General features: G+C 47.1%; 17 protein-coding genes. 13 read left to right on the top strand and 4 right to left on the bottom strand.

The window, feature by feature from the left end; translation table 11 throughout:
• Positions 1 to 19 precede the first annotated feature (19 nt).
• The 6 genes from QUE62_RS08100 (at position 20) to QUE62_RS08125 (ending at position 6787) form a co-directional block, all read left to right on the top strand.
• Positions 20 to 865 carry an HlyC/CorC family transporter gene (locus QUE62_RS08100; protein ID WP_286261462.1) on the top strand — a complete coding sequence of 282 codons (846 nt, stop codon included), beginning with the start codon at positions 20 to 22 and terminating at the stop codon, positions 863 to 865.
• Positions 866 to 2389 (top strand): apolipoprotein N-acyltransferase, encoded by a 1524-nt coding sequence (gene lnt, locus QUE62_RS08105; protein ID WP_286261465.1) that lies wholly within the window; start codon positions 866 to 868, stop codon positions 2387 to 2389.
• Between the two features lie 65 nt (positions 2390 to 2454).
• Positions 2455 to 3336, top strand: a complete 882-nt coding sequence (gene glyQ, locus QUE62_RS08110) for a glycine--tRNA ligase subunit alpha (protein WP_286223538.1) — start codon at positions 2455 to 2457, stop codon at positions 3334 to 3336.
• Positions 3337 to 3351: 15 nt separating this feature from the next.
• The gene (gene glyS, locus QUE62_RS08115) at positions 3352 to 5481 is read left to right on the top strand and encodes a glycine--tRNA ligase subunit beta (RefSeq protein ID WP_286261467.1); all 2130 of its coding nucleotides are present in this window, start codon (positions 3352 to 3354) and stop codon (positions 5479 to 5481) included.
• Entirely contained in the window at positions 5478 to 6044 is a 567-nt protein-coding gene (gmhB, locus tag QUE62_RS08120) for a D-glycero-beta-D-manno-heptose 1,7-bisphosphate 7-phosphatase (protein ID WP_286261469.1), read from the top strand. The genes glyS and gmhB overlap by 4 nt, the downstream gene beginning before the upstream one ends.
• Before the next feature lie 2 nt (positions 6045 to 6046).
• A complete protein-coding gene (locus QUE62_RS08125) occupies positions 6047 to 6787 on the top strand; it encodes a lysophospholipid acyltransferase family protein (protein WP_286223541.1) in 741 nt (246 codons plus the stop codon).
• Here the strand turns inward: QUE62_RS08125 and rsmA are convergent, their stop codons facing one another.
• From rsmA to QUE62_RS08145, 4 genes are read right to left on the bottom strand one after another with little or no spacing between them, the layout of a single operon-like run.
• Positions 6788 to 7579, bottom strand: coding sequence for a 16S rRNA (adenine(1518)-N(6)/adenine(1519)-N(6))-dimethyltransferase RsmA (gene rsmA, locus QUE62_RS08130; RefSeq protein ID WP_286261474.1), 792 nt, complete (start codon positions 7577 to 7579; stop codon positions 6788 to 6790). It lies immediately after the preceding gene.
• Positions 7563 to 8558 (bottom strand): 4-hydroxythreonine-4-phosphate dehydrogenase PdxA, encoded by a 996-nt coding sequence (gene pdxA, locus QUE62_RS08135; RefSeq protein WP_286261475.1) that lies wholly within the window; start codon positions 8556 to 8558, stop codon positions 7563 to 7565. The genes rsmA and pdxA overlap by 17 nt, the downstream gene beginning before the upstream one ends.
• Positions 8542 to 9948 (bottom strand): peptidylprolyl isomerase, encoded by a 1407-nt coding sequence (locus QUE62_RS08140; protein WP_286261477.1) that lies wholly within the window; start codon positions 9946 to 9948, stop codon positions 8542 to 8544. Before QUE62_RS08140 ends, pdxA begins: the two co-directional genes overlap by 17 nt.
• A 35-nt stretch (positions 9949 to 9983) precedes the next feature.
• Entirely contained in the window at positions 9984 to 12581 is a 2598-nt protein-coding gene (locus QUE62_RS08145) for an LPS-assembly protein LptD (RefSeq protein ID WP_286261479.1), read from the bottom strand.
• Positions 12582 to 12614: 33 nt separating this feature from the next.
• Between QUE62_RS08145 and QUE62_RS08150 the strand changes: the two genes are divergently transcribed.
• The 7 genes from QUE62_RS08150 to purH all read left to right on the top strand — a co-directional run bounded on the left by QUE62_RS08150 (position 12615) and on the right by purH (position 19816).
• Positions 12615 to 13616, top strand: a complete 1002-nt coding sequence (locus tag QUE62_RS08150; protein WP_286261484.1) for an aminoglycoside phosphotransferase family protein — start codon at positions 12615 to 12617, stop codon at positions 13614 to 13616.
• 14 nt (positions 13617 to 13630) lie between these two features.
• Complete coding sequence (gene murU, locus QUE62_RS08155; RefSeq protein WP_286261485.1) at positions 13631 to 14341, top strand: N-acetylmuramate alpha-1-phosphate uridylyltransferase MurU; 711 nt, start codon at positions 13631 to 13633, stop codon at positions 14339 to 14341.
• 10 nt (positions 14342 to 14351) lie between these two features.
• Positions 14352 to 15728, top strand: coding sequence for an aminopeptidase P N-terminal domain-containing protein (locus QUE62_RS08160; protein ID WP_286261486.1), 1377 nt, complete (start codon positions 14352 to 14354; stop codon positions 15726 to 15728).
• A gap of 11 nt (positions 15729 to 15739) precedes the next feature.
• Positions 15740 to 16888: an FAD-dependent monooxygenase gene (locus QUE62_RS08165; protein WP_286261487.1), complete on the top strand. Its 1149-nt coding sequence runs from the start codon at positions 15740 to 15742 to the stop codon at positions 16886 to 16888.
• Positions 16889 to 16963: 75 nt separating this feature from the next.
• Positions 16964 to 17980 carry a tRNA dihydrouridine synthase DusB gene (dusB, locus tag QUE62_RS08170; protein ID WP_286261489.1) on the top strand — a complete coding sequence of 339 codons (1017 nt, stop codon included), beginning with the start codon at positions 16964 to 16966 and terminating at the stop codon, positions 17978 to 17980.
• A 10-nt stretch (positions 17981 to 17990) separates the two neighbouring features.
• Positions 17991 to 18230, top strand: coding sequence for a helix-turn-helix domain-containing protein (locus tag QUE62_RS08175; RefSeq protein ID WP_108509095.1), 240 nt, complete (start codon positions 17991 to 17993; stop codon positions 18228 to 18230).
• Between the two features lie 2 nt (positions 18231 to 18232).
• Entirely contained in the window at positions 18233 to 19816 is a 1584-nt protein-coding gene (purH, locus tag QUE62_RS08180; protein WP_286261491.1) for a bifunctional phosphoribosylaminoimidazolecarboxamide formyltransferase/IMP cyclohydrolase, read from the top strand.

Genomic DNA, 19816 nt, shown 5'->3' on the forward strand with positions numbered 1-19816 from the left:
TTATGCTGTCTACTAATTTATGTCTAATAGCCTGATTGATCGTCTAAGCGCGTTTTTTTCGGACCAGTCCTCTGATCCCAAAGCGCAGCGCAAAGAGTTGATTGAGACTCTTCGTGAAGCCCAAGCCGATGGGCTCATGGATGCCGATGCGCTTTCGATGATCGAGGGCGTTTTTCAGGTTGGCGAATTATCTGCTCGCGATATATTGCTGCCTCGGGCCCAAATTGACTGGATTGACATCAATGCCCCCTTATCTCAAATCATTGCAGATGTAGTCAAAACTGGCCACTCGCGCTTCCCAGTCTATGAAGGGAATCGCGATCAAGTTATCGGAATTCTTTTAGCCAAAGATCTTTTGCGCCATTTCACAGAAAAGGATTTTCAGGTTCGCGACTGGCTTCGGCCGGCTGTATTTATTCCTGAATCAAAGCGTTTAAGTGTTCTACTGAAAGACTTTCGTAATAACCGCAACCATTTGGCTATTGTGGTCGATGAATACAGTGGCGTGGCTGGAATGATTACGATTGAGGATGTCATCGAACAAATTGTTGGTGATATTGAAGATGAGCATGACATCGATGAGGATGCTGACAATATCACCGTCTTAAAAAATGGCGACTATCGTATCAAGGGCATGACCGAATTAGAACAGCTCAACGATGAGTTAAAAACGGTTTTTTCGGCAGAAGACGTAGAAACTGTTGCCGGGCTGGTCATTCAACATCTGGGTCGAGTACCAAAATTTGGCGAGCGGGTTCGCATCGATGGTTATGAATTCGAGGTCCAACGTGCCGATCCCCGTCAGGTCCACATCCTTCTAATGCGCCGTATATCAACCCCCAACGTTTCTGCCACTGATTCTTAATTGCAAAGTAGTCGTCTTCAGGCCAATACCGTTATTCATAGCGCCTTACTTATTTTTTTAGGAGTTCTCTTAGCGGTCGCGAGCGAGCTTCCTTTTAGCGGCTACATTCAAATAATCTTATTTGCTTACACTTTATTCATACTAAGTAGAAGTAGCGAGGCAAAATCTAGTCAGGCATTTCGGGATGGATTCTTACTCGGTCTTGGCTATTTTGTAATCGCTCTTTGGTGGATTTTTATCAGCCTGCATGAGGTGGGCGGTATGGTAATTTGGCTATCGAGCTTCGCGGTATTGGCTTTAGCTAGCCTCATGGCAGTCTATTTTGGATTGGCTAATCTGATTGCAAAGCAAGTTGCTCATTCTACGTGGCGATCTCTTGCGATACCTTCGGCCTGGGTACTCACCGAATATTTACGGGGTCAGATTTTTACTGGCTTTCCGTGGATGGGCTTTGCCGAGTCGCAAGTAAATGGCCCTTTTGCCAATATTGCGCCCTACTTTGGCGGTTTAGCTTGTACCTTTTTATTTATCTGGGCCGCCTTGCAATTGAGTCGGCCTCGATTACGAAATATCGCTGGCGTAGTGGGAGCGGTTGCGATTGTCCAGGTCTTGGGAATGTGGTCATTCACAACCCCCAAAGACTCACCCATCACGGTGCGACTGATTCAGGGGAACTTTGAACAAAGCCTCAAATTTAATCCCGCTGAAATCCTAAAACAAATCCATTTTTATCGGGATCAAATTATTAAAGCCCCAGCCGATTTAATCATTGTCCCTGAGACCGCGTTTCCTTGGCCTGAGACCGATATTCCTGATCAGTCGATTGAACGTATTCAAGCGTTTGTGAATGAAACAGATAGTCACGTATTACTCGGCTTAATTGGCAAAATTGCTAAGGGCGATACCGCGGTTCAATATTCCAATCGAGTCAGTGGCTTTTCTAAAGAACAGTCAATCTACCACTACGATAAACATCACTTAGTTCCCTTTGGCGAATTTATTCCTCCGGGTTTTCAGTGGTTTGTAGATGCATTTAAAGTGCCGATGAGTGACTTTGCCAGAGGATCGATTGATCAAGCACCATTTTCAATTCGCCCCCACTCTAATCCAGATCGTCCGCTTTATGCGGCCATCTCAATTTGCTACGAAGATATTTTTGGTAACGAAATCGCTACCCGAATTCGTAATAGTAGAGAGCCAGTTAATCTTTTAGTGAATGTGACCAACTTGGCTTGGTTTGGCCAATCGCAAGCCCCGATGCAACAATTGCGCCTCTCTCAATTGCGTTCTCTCGAAACCGGCCTACCTAGTTTACGTGCCACTAATACCGGAATCACTGCACTGATTGATGAACGCGGACGTGTCATGGCAGATCTTGAGCAATTTGTGCAGGGTGAGCTTGAGCTGCGTGTACAAGCCTTTGAGGGACGAACGCCCTATGTGATTTGGGGTAATTGGCCGATTTTGATCTGGGTACTTTTTGCCTTGGGGATTGGCTATTGGGGAAGAACACGACCGAATTGATTTTTTAACGAGTCCTTGGTTTGCCGAGTAAAATCAAGGTCTTATCTAAAAAATCATTGTGTCGCATGCTAACGTTTCAACAAATTATTCTCAAACTTCAAGATTATTGGGACCAACAGGGTTGTGCGCTGTTGCAACCCATCGATCTTGAAGTTGGGGCTGGTACCTCGCATACAGCCACTTTTTTGCGAGCCATTGGTCCTGAACCCTGGAAAGCAGCCTATGTTCAACCTTCACGCCGTCCCAAGGATGGTCGTTATGGTGAAAACCCAAATCGCTTACAACACTACTACCAATACCAAGTTGTTTTAAAACCAGCACCTGCCAACATCTTGGATTTGTATCTGGGCTCCTTAAAGGCTTTGGGGCTTGATCTGCAGCAAAACGATATTCGTTTCGTAGAAGATGACTGGGAGAACCCGACCTTAGGGGCATGGGGCCTTGGCTGGGAAGTTTGGCTCAATGGAATGGAAGTGACTCAATTTACGTATTTTCAGCAAGTGGGTGGCTTAGATTGCAAACCTGTATTGGGTGAGATTACCTACGGAATTGAACGTTTGGCGATGTACTTGCAAAACTGCTCAAACGTCTTTGATCTCGTCTGGACGGACGGTGTGACCTATGGTGACGTCTATCACCAAAACGAAGTGGAGCAATCACGCTATAACTTTGAACACTCCAATACAGACTTCCTGTTCGCAAACTTTAATCAGTACGAAAGCGAAGCAAAGCGCCTCATGGAGCAATCGCTTGCACTACCTGCATATGAGATGGTTCTTAAGGCAGCCCATACATTTAATCTGCTTGATGCGCGTGGGGCGATTTCGGTAACAGAGCGTGCTGCTTATATTGGTCGTATTCGTAATTTGTCGCGCTTAGTCGCGCAAGCCTATTACGAATCACGTGAACAACTAGGCTTTCCCATGTTGCAAACTAAAGCGCATTAAGGCATTAATTTTCATATGAACAGTCTCCCCTTGCTGCTCGAACTATTTACCGAAGAGCTTCCCCCAAAATCACTCAAACGTTTAGGTGAATCCCTATCGCAGTCAATCTACGAAGGTTTAAAGAGAGCACAGTTGCTAAGTGCCAGTAGCACCTGTCAGTCTTTTGCCAGCCCAAGACGTCTAGCAGTCCTGATTAGCGATGTTTTGGATCAAGCTTCTGACTATCCGGTGCGCGAGAAACTCTTGCCACTCTCAATTGCCTTTGACGAACAAGGCAAGCCCAGTCAAGCGCTTACCAAAAAATTGGCAAGCTTAGGTCACTCTGATACTCCACTGAATCAACTGGAACGCAGTGGTGAGGGTAAAAATGAAGCGCTATATTTAAATACGATCGCTAAAGGTGCACGCCTTGAATCGACATTGCAAGAGGCCCTAGTCGATGCGATTCATCATTTGCCGATCGCAAAGATGATGCATTACCAGATTCAAACGCAATCAGGTGCAATTGAGGAAGTTCAATTTGCAAGACCCGTACACCGCATCATCGTACTGCACGGATCGAAGACACTTGCAATTCATGCTTTGGGAATTGATGCTAGCAATCAAACCGAAGGGCATCGTTTTTTATCACCCGGAATTATTACCATTAGTGACGCGCAGCAGTACGAGCCCCGACTTGAGGCTGCAAAAGTTATCCCGTCATTTACCAAACGCCGGGCTTACATTGAATCGGGGCTACAAAAGGCTGCCAACGGCCTACGAGTTTTAATGCCAGATGCTCTTTTGGATGAAGTGACCGCCTTGGTGGAGTATCCGGCGATCTATACCTGCGAATTTGATCCTGAGTTTTTGGAAGTTCCTCAGGAATGCTTGATTCTGACGATGCAAACCAATCAGAAATACTTTGCCTTGATCAATCAGGATGGCAAGCTAAGCAATCGTTTCCTCATCGTCTCAAACATCCAAACCGATCAACCAGAGTCAATTATTTCTGGGAATGAGCGCGTTATTCGTCCCCGTTTGGCCGACGCTCGCTTCTTTTATCTGCAAGATCAAAAACGTACTTTGGAATCACGCATTCCTGATTTGGCCAAGGTGATTTATCACAATCAATTAGGAAATCAGTTACAGCGTTCCGAGCGGGTCCGAGCCTTAGCCAGTGAAATCGCTAGCAGCTTAAATCGAGCTGGGTTTGAGCTTAACCCTCAAGAGGTTGACCGTGCATCACAACTTGCTAAAGCTGATTTATTAACGGATATGGTTGGCGAGTTCCCCGAACTACAAGGGGTCATGGGGCGGTACTACGCCTTAGCCAATCATGAAGCACCGGATGTCGCTGTTGCGTGTTATGAGCACTATCTTCCTCGATTTGCTGGGGATTTTCTGCCACAAACCTTAGTGGGAACCGTATTGGCGATTGCCGATAAATTAGAAACGATTGTTGGGATTTGGGGTGTCGGTCTTGCTCCCACAGGTGATAAGGACCCCTATGCATTGCGACGCCATGCCTTGGGCATTTGCCGGCTGCTACTAGAAAAGAATCTGCCGCTCAATCTCAAGCAACTTATTGGTCTTGCGAAGCAGCAGTTTTCAAATCTAGTTTTGAAGGTCGAGGTTGATGAAGAAGTTATCTATCAGTTTATTCTGGATCGATTAAAAGCATATTTAAAAGATCAAGCCGTTGATGGCGCTACATTTAGCCCCTTAGAAATTGATGCAGTCCTGAGCACCCATCCGCAAAAACTCAATGATCTAATTGCACGTTTAGTAGCCATTCGAAGTTTTAATCAATTACCGCAAGCGACCGCGCTCGCTGGAGCCAATAAGCGAATTAGTAACATCCTGAAGAAGGTTGATGGCAAAGTGAGTGCAGAGATCAATCCAAGTTTGCTCACGATTGCAGCAGAAAAGAATTTATACACGGCTCTTACTCAACTGCAACCGCGCCTCGATCAGAAGCTCCAAGCCCAACAATTAATTGATCTATTGCAAGACTTAGTCTCACTCAGTGATCCAGTAGATCAATTCTTTGCAGATGTTATGGTAATGGATGAGAACATCGAGCTTCGAAATAATCGTCTTGCTCTACTGCAGCGCCTCCACCAACAAATGAATTTAGTTGCTGATATTGGCAAACTTGCATGACCGTTAAAGTCGATAAGCTCATTATTTTGGATCGTGATGGGGTGATTAACCAAGATCGTGACGATTATGTGAAGTCATGCGATGAGTGGATCCCGATTCCTAATAGCTTAGAAGCGATTGCATTACTCTCTCAGGCAGGCTATACCCTGACTATTGCCACCAACCAATCGGGCATTGCACGCGGTTATTACACCTTAAGCGAATTGCATGCGATGCACCAAAAAATGATGGATTTGCTTAAACCATTGAGCGGCAAGATTGATAGTATTTTCTTTTGCCCCCATACCGATGCCGATCAATGCGATTGCCGTAAGCCTAAACCGGGCTTAATGCAGCAAATTGCAAACCGTTATTTAAAAAGTCCCGCAAATCCCGCATTGCCATTAAGCAATGTTCCGATCGTGGGCGACTCATTGCGCGATCTTTTGGCAGGAACGGCTCTGGGCGCCAGTCCGCACTTGGTCCTAACAGGGAAAGGTCGCGATGTTAAGAGGACTGAGTTACCTAGCAATACTCAGATCCATGAGGATCTGATGGGTTTTGCACAATCAATTTTGGCGTAGTCATGATTTGGCTTCGTTCTCTTCTTTTTTTTATTAGTCTTGTAACGTACACGCCGCTGTATGCCGTTTTCTGCTTAATGACATTTCCGTTTCTGAGCGAACATACACGCTATCGCATCATTCAGTTCTGGGGTCAAAGCATTATCTTTTTCTTGCAATTCTTTTGTGGGGTTCGGTTTGAAGTTCTGGGAAGAGAAAATATACAAGCAGTGATTGATCAGCCTGTGGTGATACTTAGTAAGCATCAATCGGCTTGGGAGACCATCGCGTTCTTACAAATTTTTCCCAAAGAGCTCTGCTATGTATTTAAACGTGAACTACTTTGGATTCCATTTTTTGGTTGGGTGATTGGCTTACTGAACATGATTCATATCAATCGCTCTGATGCAGGCGGCTCCGCAATATCGGTTGCCAATCAAGGTAAAGAGCGTTTAAAGGCGGGCAAGTGGATGATTTTGTTCCCTGAGGGCACCCGAACACCTGTTGGATCCCATAAGCCCTATCGCAAAGGTGGGGCCCGCTTAGCCGGACTCACGGGAGCAACTGTATTGCCAGTCGCCCATAATGCTGGGCGTTGCTGGCCACGAAATAGCTTTTTGAAGTACCCTGGTCTCATTACAGTCTCGATTGGGCCATCAATCCCCTCGCAGGGCAAATCGGGTGACGATTTACATGGGGCTGTGGAAACCTGGATCGAGGGTGAGATGCGACGAATTGACCCAACAGCCTATCAATCCAAATAATCACTTCCCTGATAGCATCAACGCCCACTGAATATAACGCTCCACTGAAATATCTTGGGCGCGTGCTTTTAGCTCCGTATCGGTAAGATTTAGTTGCTCAGCAATACTTTGTAAATTACTGCGTAACATTTTGCGACGCTGAGCAAAGGCCAAGGCCACAATCTGACTAAGCGCATCCCATTGTGCTGGTGTTAAAGCAAAATCAGCACGTGGAATCATCTGAATCACTGCAGAATCTACTTTGGGTTGAGGTTCGAACGCAGTCGGCGGCACATCCAATAAGTAATCCACGTGGTACCTTGCTTGCAGCATGACCGATAAGCGGCTGTACTCCGAATCACCCGCTGATGCAGTAATACGTTCTACCACTTCAGCCTGCAACATAAAGACTTGTTCATCAACCCATGGGGCGGCTGCAATCAGATGGAATAGCAAAGGCGATGAAATGTTATATGGTAGGTTGCCAATCAAGGCGCAGCGCTCTTTCGATACCTTAGCTTGCTTAGCCCAGCTAACAAAGTCGAATTGAAGAGCGTCCCCTTCGTGAATAATTAGGCCGTCCAAGCGCTCTCGCAGTTTTGCTTCTTCCCATGTATAAACAATGTCGCGATCAATCTCAAGAACCTCGAGTTTTTCAAGTCGCTCAAGTAAAGGTCGGGTTAAGGCGCCAAGTCCAGGACCAATTTCAAGAACGTGCATGCCAGGCGTCGGATTTAAGGCATTCACAATCGCAGCAATTACTCCCTGATCGATCAGGAAGTTCTGTCCAAAGCGCTTACGTGCTCGATGCATCGTGATTCAATTTTGTAAGAGCCAACTCTCTTGCGAGTTGTAAAGCTGCAAACATACTGCGCCAATCTGCCTTACCCTGCCCAGCAATATCGAGGGCGGTGCCATGGTCAACGGAAGTTCTAATGTATGAAAGGCCCAAAGTGACATTCACGCCCTCCGTGAAACTTGCCAACTTAAAGGGAGCCAAGCCTTGATCATGGTACATCGCCAAGACCGCATCAAATGAATGCAGGCGATCCGCATGAAATAAGGTATCGGCTGGATAGGGCCCAGAGGCCAAGATCCCCTCATGTTTAGCAGCCTCAATCACAGGAATAATTACTTCAAGCTCCTCGCGACCAAGATGACCATCCTCTCCAGCATGGGGATTTAAGCCAGTCACCGCAATGCGAGGCTTTGCGATACCAAAGCGTGTCTTTAAATCCGCTTGGATGATTCTCAGAGTATTGAATAAAGACTCAAACTGAATCGCATCGGCAACCTGACGAATAGGCAAATGGGTGGTGGCAAGAGCGACTCGTAAGGGGATTGCTTGCCCTTTACCACTGAGCGCTTCGGGGATTTCGCCGCACAACATCATCACGACCTGGCGTTGCTGATCAAGCTCAGCCAAAAACTCAGTGTGTCCTGTAAATGGATGTTGCGGGGTATCCAAAATACTTTTTTGGACCGGAGCAGTAATTAAGGCGTGATGTTGACCAACTCGACAAGAATCGCTGGCTGCTCGAATGACTGAAAGCACGTACTGCGCATTAGCTAAATTAAGAACACCAGATTGTGGTGGATGATTTAGAGGGATATGCACAACTTTGATTTGGGGCGGCAATACCTCGCGCGTAAATAACTGCCGATCACCAAATAAGCTAATCTCAGCATCAGCATGGGCTGCTATGAAGGCCTTGGCAGCTGCTAATGAAACTTCAGGGCCAATGCCAGCCGGCTCCCCAGTGCTCAGTGCGAGCTTAACGGACTTGCTCATCCAGATTCAAAATCTTGACAGTCGCGGTATCGCGTAATTGGCGCAACCAGTCTTGGTAGGCTTGCTCGAACTTACGCTCTCGAATGGCTGCTCTAGCAAACTCACGTTGCTTCTCAACCGTTAATTGCGCATCGCGCCGCTCCAGCACTTGAATTAAATGCCAACCAAATTCCGTCTTGACTGGATCGCTCACCTCGCCAATTTGCAGGCGATTCATCGCAATCTCGAATGGGGGCACCAATTCGCCAGGACCCATCCAACCCAATATACCGCCATTCTGGGCTGAGCCATCCTCTGAGAATTTCTTCGCTAAAGACTCAAAATCAGCGGTCTTGGCACGAATCTGATCACGATAACCTTGCAGGCGTCGCTCGACATCCGCGTCTTGCAATCCTTGGCGATGACGAATCAAGATATGTCGCGCTAGTGTTTGCGTAACAATCATATTCTGCGGGGTGAGATCCGCTGGATTGGCATTACTGGTGGCTGCGCGTGCCCCTGTACCGCTGGAACGTCGATCCATTACTTTTAATACATGAAAGCCGGCCGGGCTTCGAACCACCGATGGTGCCACTTGACCAGGACCAAGATTTCTTACGGCTTCAACAAAGATTTGGGGTAAACGATCTTGGGTGCGATAGCCAAGATCCTGGAACTTAATACGAGAGTTTTCTTTATTTGCTTGTGCGCCTAGTTGCATAAAATCAGTGTCCCCGCGCGCTTCTTTTAATAATGCTTCAGCACGCTTTCTAGCATCAGCTTGAGCGCTGGGACCTGCTCCCTCTTCCACCGGGATAAAAATTTGAGCAACCGCAATCTCTTCAGGACCTGAGCCTGCTGCGGCAGGCTCTGCTCCGCGACGCTGCATCTGCTCAACAATAAAGTTATCGATTTCAGCATCGGAGATCTTAATTTGTGAATCAACCTCCCGCTCTCGTAAACGTGCTTTTAGAACATCTTCACGCAATAGCTCGCGATAGCGCTGAAAATTCATGCCTGATTTGGTGACTGTCTCCCGAAATTCATTGAAGGTCAACTTATTCCGAGTTGCAATGTCTTCAATAATCTTATTGAGCTCTTTATCATTAACGGCTAAACCAGTTTGCTCGGCTTCCTGAATTTGAATCTTCTCTAAGATCAAGTTTTCGAGCACTTGCTTACGTAACTCGCTACCCTCTGGTAATTTTTTTCCGCCAGCTGGTGCTTGCTTTTGAATCGAGGCAATCCGATCATCAATTTCCTTACGCGTTACAACCCCAGTGTTCACAACCGCCACTACGCCATCAATGTTGACGATCTTAGGCTCATTGGCAGACGGATTATTTTGTGCGCCCAATGGCTGACTAAACAACACGCCCAAGAATCCACATGCCATCAAATAAGGAAACATGGTGAACTTTAGGAATGAATTACGACACAAAATCATTATTGATAATTTTCGTAGGGTGAGGGTGGCAAAGGCTTGGCTACCGGCTGGTATCCAGGAACGTTTAGACGCATCACATCGACTGGATTATTTCCAACACTAGCAAAGCCTCTAAATTCTAATTGAAAAAGGACCTGGGTAGTAGTGATTTGGGAGGTGTTACGGGCTTGCGAGTAAGCAAAGCGTGCGGTCCAACAATCTGCGTCATACTGCAATCCCACGAGGGTATTTAAGGTCTTTGCTGTTAAGGCGTCATACCCCCAACGGCCTAATACACGATACTTTTTAAATATTGGCCACTCGCCAAAGGCATTGTATTGATCGGTCTGAGTCACACCAGAGTTCGTGCCATCGGTTGGTGGATTCCAAACATTCCGGTAGGCAAAATTAAGGCTGCGGCCCGGAGTCGGTCGCCACCCCGCGCCAACACTGCTTTGTACAAAACGATTCAATTGGGTGTTGTATTGTCCAAATAAATCGACGTTAAAGTTTCCTAGCAAACGGATCGTACTGGCACCCAAGGTATCAGAGTAACGCGTTGGGTTTTGGATCGTACCGTTCAAGCCAACCCGTTGACCTGTGAAATCTTGACGTTGAGCCAACGTTACTGTAGCTCGCTCGGCGCCAGTGTTCGTTTCTAGAACACGACTTGTCAAGCCCATAGTTAATTTATTGTTATCAGCCACCCGGTCATTACCCACGAAAGTGTTCTCACTAAATATTTGAGTAATACCAAAGCCAGCGTCAGCAGTATCAAAGAGCGGGGTCTGTGCCTGACTTTGGAATGGTGTATACACATAAAAGGCACGTGGCTCCATGGTCACAATCATGTCGCGCCCAAAGAAGCCCTTCATCTCTCTTGCGTCACGCTCAAACGCCAAACCAGAATCCAAACTAAAGGTTGGTAAGGCAAATCCTTGAATCGGTTGATTTAAGGATTGATTAATCGAAGTTGATGGGCTATTTGTGAGCATCCCAGAATATTGATTGGCCTGAAAACTCAACTTGGGTCTCAAGAAATATCCCGGAGTAACTTGTGGCAAAGCGATACTACCGCGAATCACGGTTCGATCCGCCTGACTAAATGACCCTCCCTGTGGCATGCCAGAGGCTGGTGCATACAGATTATTGGTGTTATATGAAAAGCGAGTGAAGTCTGCGCTGAATGTAATGTCGGGGGCTCGATTAAACCCACCCGAGAATGCTCCAGGGGCGCCCAAGGCACGCTGATTTCGATAGTTGGCGGTGACTTGGGGCAAGATGTTGTAGGGAGAAGTGACGGGTGCTGTTGGATCTGGTTGTAGGGTCTGAAAGGTCAGTGCGCGTGCAGTGAAATTCCAGTTTTTGATACCGCCATAATTGGTACCCACTTCTTGCCGAAACTGATTCGTCACTGCACCACCAATGCCGTAGGAAAAATCGATTGGATATAGATTGTCCGATACCTTGCTCACATTCGCGTAACCATTCCACGCTCGACCTAGCATTTGTCGCTGTTGCCAGTCGTACTTCCAACGATCGCGTCCTAAAATTTTGTCGTAGTTCATGAACTGACCGCTCAACGTTCCTGAATACTTGGGATCAATATAACGAAAATCGCCGCCTAGTAATGTTCCGCGATGATTCATGAACCGAGGTGTAATGGTGAGATCGCGATTCGGCGCAATATTGACGTAGTACGGTTGTGAAATATCTAAACCATTATTCGAGTTATAACCAATCACAGGCGCCAACAATCCAGAGCGACGTTGATTGGACGTAGGCAAACTAAAGTAAGGTGCGTATGCAATCGGTACATCAAAAAAACGCATCACGCCATTGCGCCCGGTCATTTGTTTTTGTTCTTGATCAACCTCAATCTGAGTAGCCGTGAAATACCAATCTAAATTATCTGGACTGCAAGTGGTATAGGTGGCCTTATCAAAGATAAATACATCGGCCGACTCAATCGTTAGCTTGTTCGCTTTACCACGTCCGCGAACATCCCGAAGCTCATAGTTCGGTTTATCCATCTCTCCCTCACGCGCATCAACCTTAAAGCGTGCGCGGGGCCCTGAGAACTGAGTATTTCCTTTAATGAGCTCGACATTACCAATTAAATTTGCAATATCTGTATCAGGATCGTAATTAATTTCATCGGCCTTAATGATGGTATTGTTCCGACGAATTTGAGCACGCCCCTTCAAGTTCATTTGACGATCAACCACCCCATCAATTTCATCGCTAAAGGTGAAGGTCAAGGCCTCACTATCTGGAATCGGTTTACCAACCCGTAATTGATCATCTAACTTTAAGACCGTGACTTCGGCGCGACTAGGAACTAGGGTTGTGGTTGGGAGCGATCCAACCGGCAATGGTCGGGGTGGCTCGCCAATCGGAACTGGCGCTTGTCTTTGAAGCTCCTGTTGCGCTTGATTTTGTTGGGGCGATGGTAATAATGGTGAAATCGCATTGGTGACTGGGCCTAAGTTTTGTGCCATCAGTGGCAGCGACACAAAGAGTGCGGCGACCAATAGCCCCCTACCCAGGATCACGAACGGGGTCTTTAAAGATGCAAGATAGGCGCTGATGCCGGCGCGAAGGCGATAATGACTCATGGATCCAGACAGCCCTTATTATACGAATCGATCATGCCTGACAATCGCTTAATTCAACTGAATCAATGGCTTGATAGCCTAGTGGGCCGTTGGGGGCTAGAGCCCACCGGCTTGGCCCCTGCTTCCGCAGATGCCAGCTTTAGACGCTACTTCCGAATCGCTAGCGCTCACCCCCAATACCCCAGCCTGATTGTGATGGATGCTCCACCCGATAAAGAGACCGTTTTACCCTTTATTCAGGTTGCTAATCTTTTAAAAGATGCAGGGCTTCATGTACCCATCATCCTCGCCGAAAACCAGGAAAAAGGATTTTTACTACTCAGTGATTTAGGAAGTCAAACTTATCTGAGCGTCTTATCACCAAGTAATGCAAAAGCACTTTACCGAGATGCCAGCCAAGCCTTAGTAAAAATGCAATATGCCAGTCGTGAGGGTGTTTTGCCACCTTATGATGATGCAACCTTGCAGCGCGAACTCGATCTATTTGATGAGTGGTATTTAAAACGTCATCATCAATACACTCTAAGTGATGATGAGAGAAATCAACTGCATACTATTTTTTGGTTGATCAAAGAAAATAATCTTGCCCAATCGCAGGTGTATGTCCATCGCGATTTTCATTCGCGCAATTTAATGCATTGCTCATCTAACAACCCCGGAGTTTTGGATTTTCAGGATGCTTTATATGGACCGATTACATATGACATTGTCTCTTTATTGCGCGATGCTTATATTGAGTGGACCGAGGAAGAAGTACTTGATTTCTTGATTGAGTATTGGGATATAGCTCGCGCTTCTGGCTTGAAAGTTCCATCTGATTTTGCGGATTTTTATCGGGACTTTGAATGGATGGGCTTACAGCGCCATCTAAAAGTCCTAGGTATCTTTGCGCGCTTATATCACCGCGATGGTAAAGCCAATTACTTAAACGATATTCCCTTGGTTCTCAAATATACGCGCGCGGTTGCAAGTCGTTACGGTTGCTTTAAGCCTATTTTGCGGATTTTGGATCAAGTTGCAAAACAGTCGTCTTAAACTGTTCACTATCGATGACTGCACAGAATTTACCTTGTCTTTTATTGGCCGCTGGTCGAGGGGAGCGCATGCGTCCATTAAGCGACCATACCCCGAAACCCTTATTAATCGTTCGTGGTAAATCATTGCTCAGCTGGCATCTAGAATCCCTACAGCGGGCTGGGATTCAACATGTGGTGATCAACCATGCCTGGCTTGGTAAACAGATCGAGGCGGCCATAGGGAATGGCCATGAATATGGCCTGTCGATTCAATACTCTCCGGAGGTAAGTGCCCTGGAAACAGCCGGGGGAATCTGCCAAGCATTGCCCATTCTCAAGCCTGCTGACTTTTTTCTGGTGATTAATGGGGATGTTTTTAGTCCTAATTTTCCAATTCATGAATTGATCCAACGTGCTAATCAACTCCGTAACCAAAATCAGCTTTTGGCTCATCTAATTTTGGTTCCCAACCCACCCCATCATCCGATAGGCGACTTTTATCTTGATGGCAGCATCGTGCGCGGGGAGGAGCATTCGAATTCCAATAGTCCAAAACTGACTTTTTCAGGGATTGGTATCTATCACCGGAGCTTATTTGATGGGTTAAATCGGGGAGAAAGTGCTAAATTAGCCCCGATCTTACGCAGGGCAATGCTTAATCATCAGATCTCCGGTGAAAAATATTCAGGTTCATGGCAGGATGTAGGTAGTCCCGAACGCTTAGCTGAACTAAATCGATCCTAAAACTATCAAGATGAATCGTCCAATCTCGCACAATCCGCTCATGAATGCCTGCCAACAGCGTCGTGATCGCTTGGCATCCATCATTCAAGCCAAAACAGGTGGCGGGGTAGTCATTCTAGGAACTGCCCCCGAAAAGGCACGCAATCGAGATAGCGATTTTCCTTATCGGCATGACAGTGACTTCTTTTATCTCACCGGTTTCGAAGAGCCTGCGGCTACCCTAGTGATGGTGGTTACAAAATCCAGCTATGAGACCCACCTCTTCTGTCGACCTAAAGATCTCGAACGCGAGATTTGGGATGGATACCGCTTGGGCCCCCAAGAGGCACCTGCCCATTTACTGATAAACGCTGCATACCCAAACTCTGAACTAGACCAAAAACTTCCTGATTTTTTAGCAGATCAAAACGCGGTATATATCAAACTTGCCGCAGCCTCACATGATGATGCATCGATGCGGCAATGGATGAACACGGTGCGCCAGCGCGCCCGCATGGGAATCAATGCCCCGGAGGTATTTCATGACATTGAAACTATTTTGCATGAAATGCGTTTGTTTAAAGGTCCTGAGGAAATCGCCATCATGCGGCAAGCCGCAGCGATTTCTGCCCAAGCTCACATTCGCGCCATGCGCTCTTGCAAACCCGGAAAGCGTGAATATCAATTAGAAGCCGAGTTGCTCTATGAGTTTCGTTATCACGGGGCCGAGAGCGTTGCCTATAACAGCATCGTGGCCGCCGGTGCGAATGCCTGCGTATTGCATCACCGTGCAGGATCGGCTGAACTCATAGATGGTGATCTGTGTTTAATTGATGCCGGGTGCGAGCTTCATGGCTATGCCTCCGACATCACCCGAACCTTTCCAATTAATGGACGATTTAGCAGTGCCCAGCGCACCCTCTATGACATTACACTTGCTGCCCAACAAGCAGCGGTTGATGCGACCCGCCCTGGGCATTCGTTTATCGATCCACACCAAGCCGCAGTAAAAGTTCTGACGCAAGGCTTAATCGATGAAAAGCTGATTCGGATTGGCGAAGTTGGCTCTCTCGACAATGCCATTGAGACAGGAGCCTATAAGCGTTTTTATATGCACCGCACTAGCCATTGGTTGGGTATGGATGTCCATGACGTCGGATCCTATCGCGAACTTCATACTGTAACTCAAGCTGATACCGAAAGACCTTGGCGCACGCTTGAAGAGAACATGGTGCTTACCATCGAACCCGGTCTTTATATACGCCCAGCTGAGGATATTCCGAAGGCCTATTGGAATATTGGAATTCGGATTGAGGATGACGCTCTAGTGACTGCCAATGGTTGCGAACTCATTTCCCGTGGGGTCCCGGTTGATCCAGTTGAAATTGAGTCCATCATCCGCTCTTAATGAATGAGTGTATGAACACATTTCATACAGTTGTCATTCAAGGCGGGGGTCCTGTCGGTCTTGCCTGCGCAGCTTGGCTTTTACAAAAAAATCCACACATTAGTCTGACCTTGATTGATCGTAATCCTGTAGATGACGAGCAAATTCAGTCGGGCGATCAACGTGGTATCGCGCTATCGCATGGCAGTAAATTATTACTTGATACGATCAATGCTTGGCCATCCAATTGCCCTGCGATTCATCGAATTCACGTCTCTCAGGTTGGCCACTTTGGTCGAGCCCTAATGACGCGTGAAGAACTCGGGCAGGATGCCTTGGGTCATATTAGTCGCTATCGCGATATTCATCTAACCCTCAGAAAAGCACTGCGGGCTCTGGGGGCCCATTCACCGAATTTTGTGTGGCATCACAATGCGGATGAAAGCTTCAATACACCACCAGCTGCATGCATCGTACATGCCGAGGGTGGGTTATTTAAGCAACAGGATTGGGTCGAGTCAGGCCGCGATTACCGTCAAGAGGCCCTCGTGGGCACTGTGGATGTGGAACATCCAATTGCCCATCAAGCGTGGGAGCGTTTTACCGACGAAGGTCCGCTTGCACTGCTGCCCTCGCATCTAGGGCCCAATACTCATAATCTAGTCTGGTGCGCCTCCCCAGAATCGAGTCAACGCCGACTAGCTCTTAGTGATGATGAGTTTCTCAATGAACTGGAGCATAGTTTTGGTCGACGCCTGGGTCGATTTACTAACATCGCTAATCGCCGTTTGTATGACCTTGGCTTGAACTACCGCAAAGAGGTTTGTATTGATCATGAGGTATGGATTGGCAATGCAGCACAAACCTTGCATCCAGTGGCTGGCCAAGGTCTTAATCTTGGCTTACGCGACGCTTACCTACTTGCTGAGAAACTCGCCGATCTCTTTAAGCAAAGACAGGCGGTAACGCCCAATGCCGTAAAAGCCCAACTGCTTGAGTATGCAAAAAGCCGCCAAATTGATCGGCGCGCAACGATTGGCATTACCGACTTCTTAGCACGCGTGTTCACGTCGCCCTTACTCCCCATTCAGGTCTCGCGTGGCCTAGCACTCAGTGCTCTCGCCTGGCTACCGCCTGTAAAAATAACTCTTGCCAAGCAAATGATGTTTGGCCGGCGCTAGATTGCCTAAAAATTAGGCAGTTAAGGAACGGGTGTGGTACAGTGATGCCTCCAATTCAGATCCATTTCCCTCGGTATGCAAATCGGTCCTTACTCACTAGCCAATGCTCTATTTGTTGCGCCGATGGCTGGTGTTACCGATCGCCCCTTTCGACAATTATGTAAAAAATTAGGGGCAGGTTATGCGGTCTCGGAAATGATCGCCTCCAATGCCATGCTATGGAATAGTGAAAAAACCTTGAGGCGCGCTAACCATGTTGGCGAGTTCAAACCCATTGCAGTCCAAATTGCAGGAGCAGATCCAAAGATGATGGCGCAAGCAGCTCGCTTGAATGTGGATCGAGGCGCCCAAATCATTGATATCAATATGGGCTGCCCAGCAAAAAAAGTTTGCAATGTCGCAGCTGGTTCTGCCCTCCTAAAAGATCAACCTTTAGTTCAGCAAATTGTGGAGTCGGTGGTTCAAGCCGCTGGCACTGGCCCTGATGCGGTGCCCGTGACGCTCAAAATTAGAACCGGCTGGGATCGTGATCATAAGAATGCGCAAGAAATTGCAAAAATTGCGCAAGAGGCTGGAATTTCGATGCTCACGATTCATGGACGTACCAGAGCGGACTTGTACCACGGTGACGCTGAGTACGAAACGATTGCGGCTGTAAAGAGTAGCATTTCAATTCCGGTGGTTGCGAATGGCGATATCAACAGCCCCGAGAAAGCTAAGCAGGTTTTGCGCATTACTAGGGCGGATGCGCTCATGATTGGACGAGCTGCACAAGGTAGACCCTGGATTTTTCGGGAAATTGAGCACTATCTAAAAACGGGTGAACTCCTGCCTCCCCCACGGGTTCATGAAATTCAAGCGATTCTTAATGAGCATTTGCTCGATCACTACGCATTCTATGGCGAGTACACAGGTCTGCGAACTGCACGTAAGCATATTGCCTGGTACTGCAAAGGCTTACGCAACTCGCATGCGTTTCGTCACCAAATGAATAGTACTGAGGATTGCAAAACCCAATTGCAACTCGTCAATGATTATTTTGACGAAATGAAGCTCCACTCCGATCATCTTTTATTTTTAGAAGCAGCCTAATTGAACCATCATGAAAAGCAATAAACATCCTGTTACAGAATGCATTGAAATCAATTTGCAACGCTACCTCGATGACCTCAAAGGCACGCCGCCCAATGATATTTATCAAATGGTCTTGAGTGTGGTTGAAAAACCGATGTTAGAGCTGGTCATGGCGCATGCCAAGCAAAACCAATCTTTAGCAGCGTCCTATTTAGGGATTAATCGCAATACCTTACGCAAAAAACTTTTAGAGCATCGCTTAATCTAATCATGATTCGTACAGCCCTCCTCTCCGTATCCGATAAAAGTGGCATTGTTCAGTTTGCACAAGCGCTGCATGGCCTAGGCATAAAACTGATCTCAACTGGCGGCACCGCCAAACTATTGGCCCAAGAAGGCTTACCGGTTACTGAAGTGGCAAGCCTCACCAAGTTCCCCGAAATGTTGGATGGTCGGGTCAAAACCTTACATCCAAAAGTTCATGGCGGCTTATTGGCTCGGCGCGACTCCAAAGAACATATGGCCGCCATTGCCGAGCATGGGATTGAACCAATTGATCTATTGGTAATTAATCTTTACCCCTTTACACAAACAGTGAGTCAAGACAAGTGCAGCTTTGAAGAGGCGGTTGAGAATATTGATATTGGTGGACCAGCCATGTTACGTGCTGCTGCTAAAAATCATCAAGATGTCACCGTACTCATTTCCCCAGCGGATTACACAATGGTTTTGGATGAGATGTGCCGTAATCAGAATACAGTGTCGTTTGCAACCAACTTGGCACTTGCAAAAAAAGTGTTTACCCATACCGCTCAATATGATGGAGCGATTGCGAACTACTTAAGTTCTTTAGACGATACGCAAGATCATCAAAAGCGCCATCCCTATCCACAGACTCTGCATTTGGCATTTGAGCGCGTTCAAGAAATGCGCTATGGTGAGAACCCTCACCAATCTGCAGCGTTTTATAAGGACCTCGTACCACCGGTTGGCAGTCTCGCTCATTACCAACAGCTTCAAGGCAAAGAGTTGTCATTTAACAATATTGCTGACTCGGATGCTGCTTGGGAATGCGTTAAATCCATTAGTCAGGATCAAGCGGCGTGTGTCATTATTAAACATGCCAACCCTTGTGGTGTAGCAATAGCAGATACCGCAGAAAAAGCCTACCTAAAAGCATTACAAACCGATCCAACTTCTGCTTTTGGCGGAATCATTGCACTCAATCGTCCCTGTGATGAGGCATGCGCTACAGCAATTGCAAAGCAATTTGTTGAAGTGCTGATCGCCCCCTCTTTTAGCGAGTCTGCCAGGGCAATCTTTGCTGCTAAACAAAATGTACGTCTTCTCGAAATTCCGCTTCCTAAGGAAGGGGCTAATCCTCTAAATCAATTTGACTTCAAACGCGTTGGGGGCGGTCTGTTAGTGCAATCGAGCGATTCAAAAAATGTGCTCCCCCAGGAATTACAGGTGGTAACCAAGCGTCAGCCGAGTCCCACTGAATTAGCAGACCTGATGTTTGCTTGGCGAGTCGCCAAATTTGTGAAGTCTAATGCAATTGTGTATTGCGCCAATGGCATGACTTTAGGAATCGGTGCTGGTCAAATGAGTCGGATTGACTCTGCCCGAATTGCAAGCATTAAGGCTGAGCATGCTGGCCTAAGTCTCAAGGGTTCTGCGGTTGCGAGTGATGCCTTCTTCCCGTTTCGTGATGGTCTGGATGTGGTGGTGGCTGCAGGCGCGACTAGTGTCATTCAGCCCGGGGGCAGCATGCGGGATCCTGAAGTGATTGAGGCGGCTAATGAGCATGGCATTGCAATGGTGTTCACAAGTACACGACACTTTAGACATTAA

Source organism: Polynucleobacter sp. HIN9, from assembly GCF_030297635.1.
Lineage (GTDB): Bacteria > Pseudomonadota > Gammaproteobacteria > Burkholderiales > Burkholderiaceae > Polynucleobacter.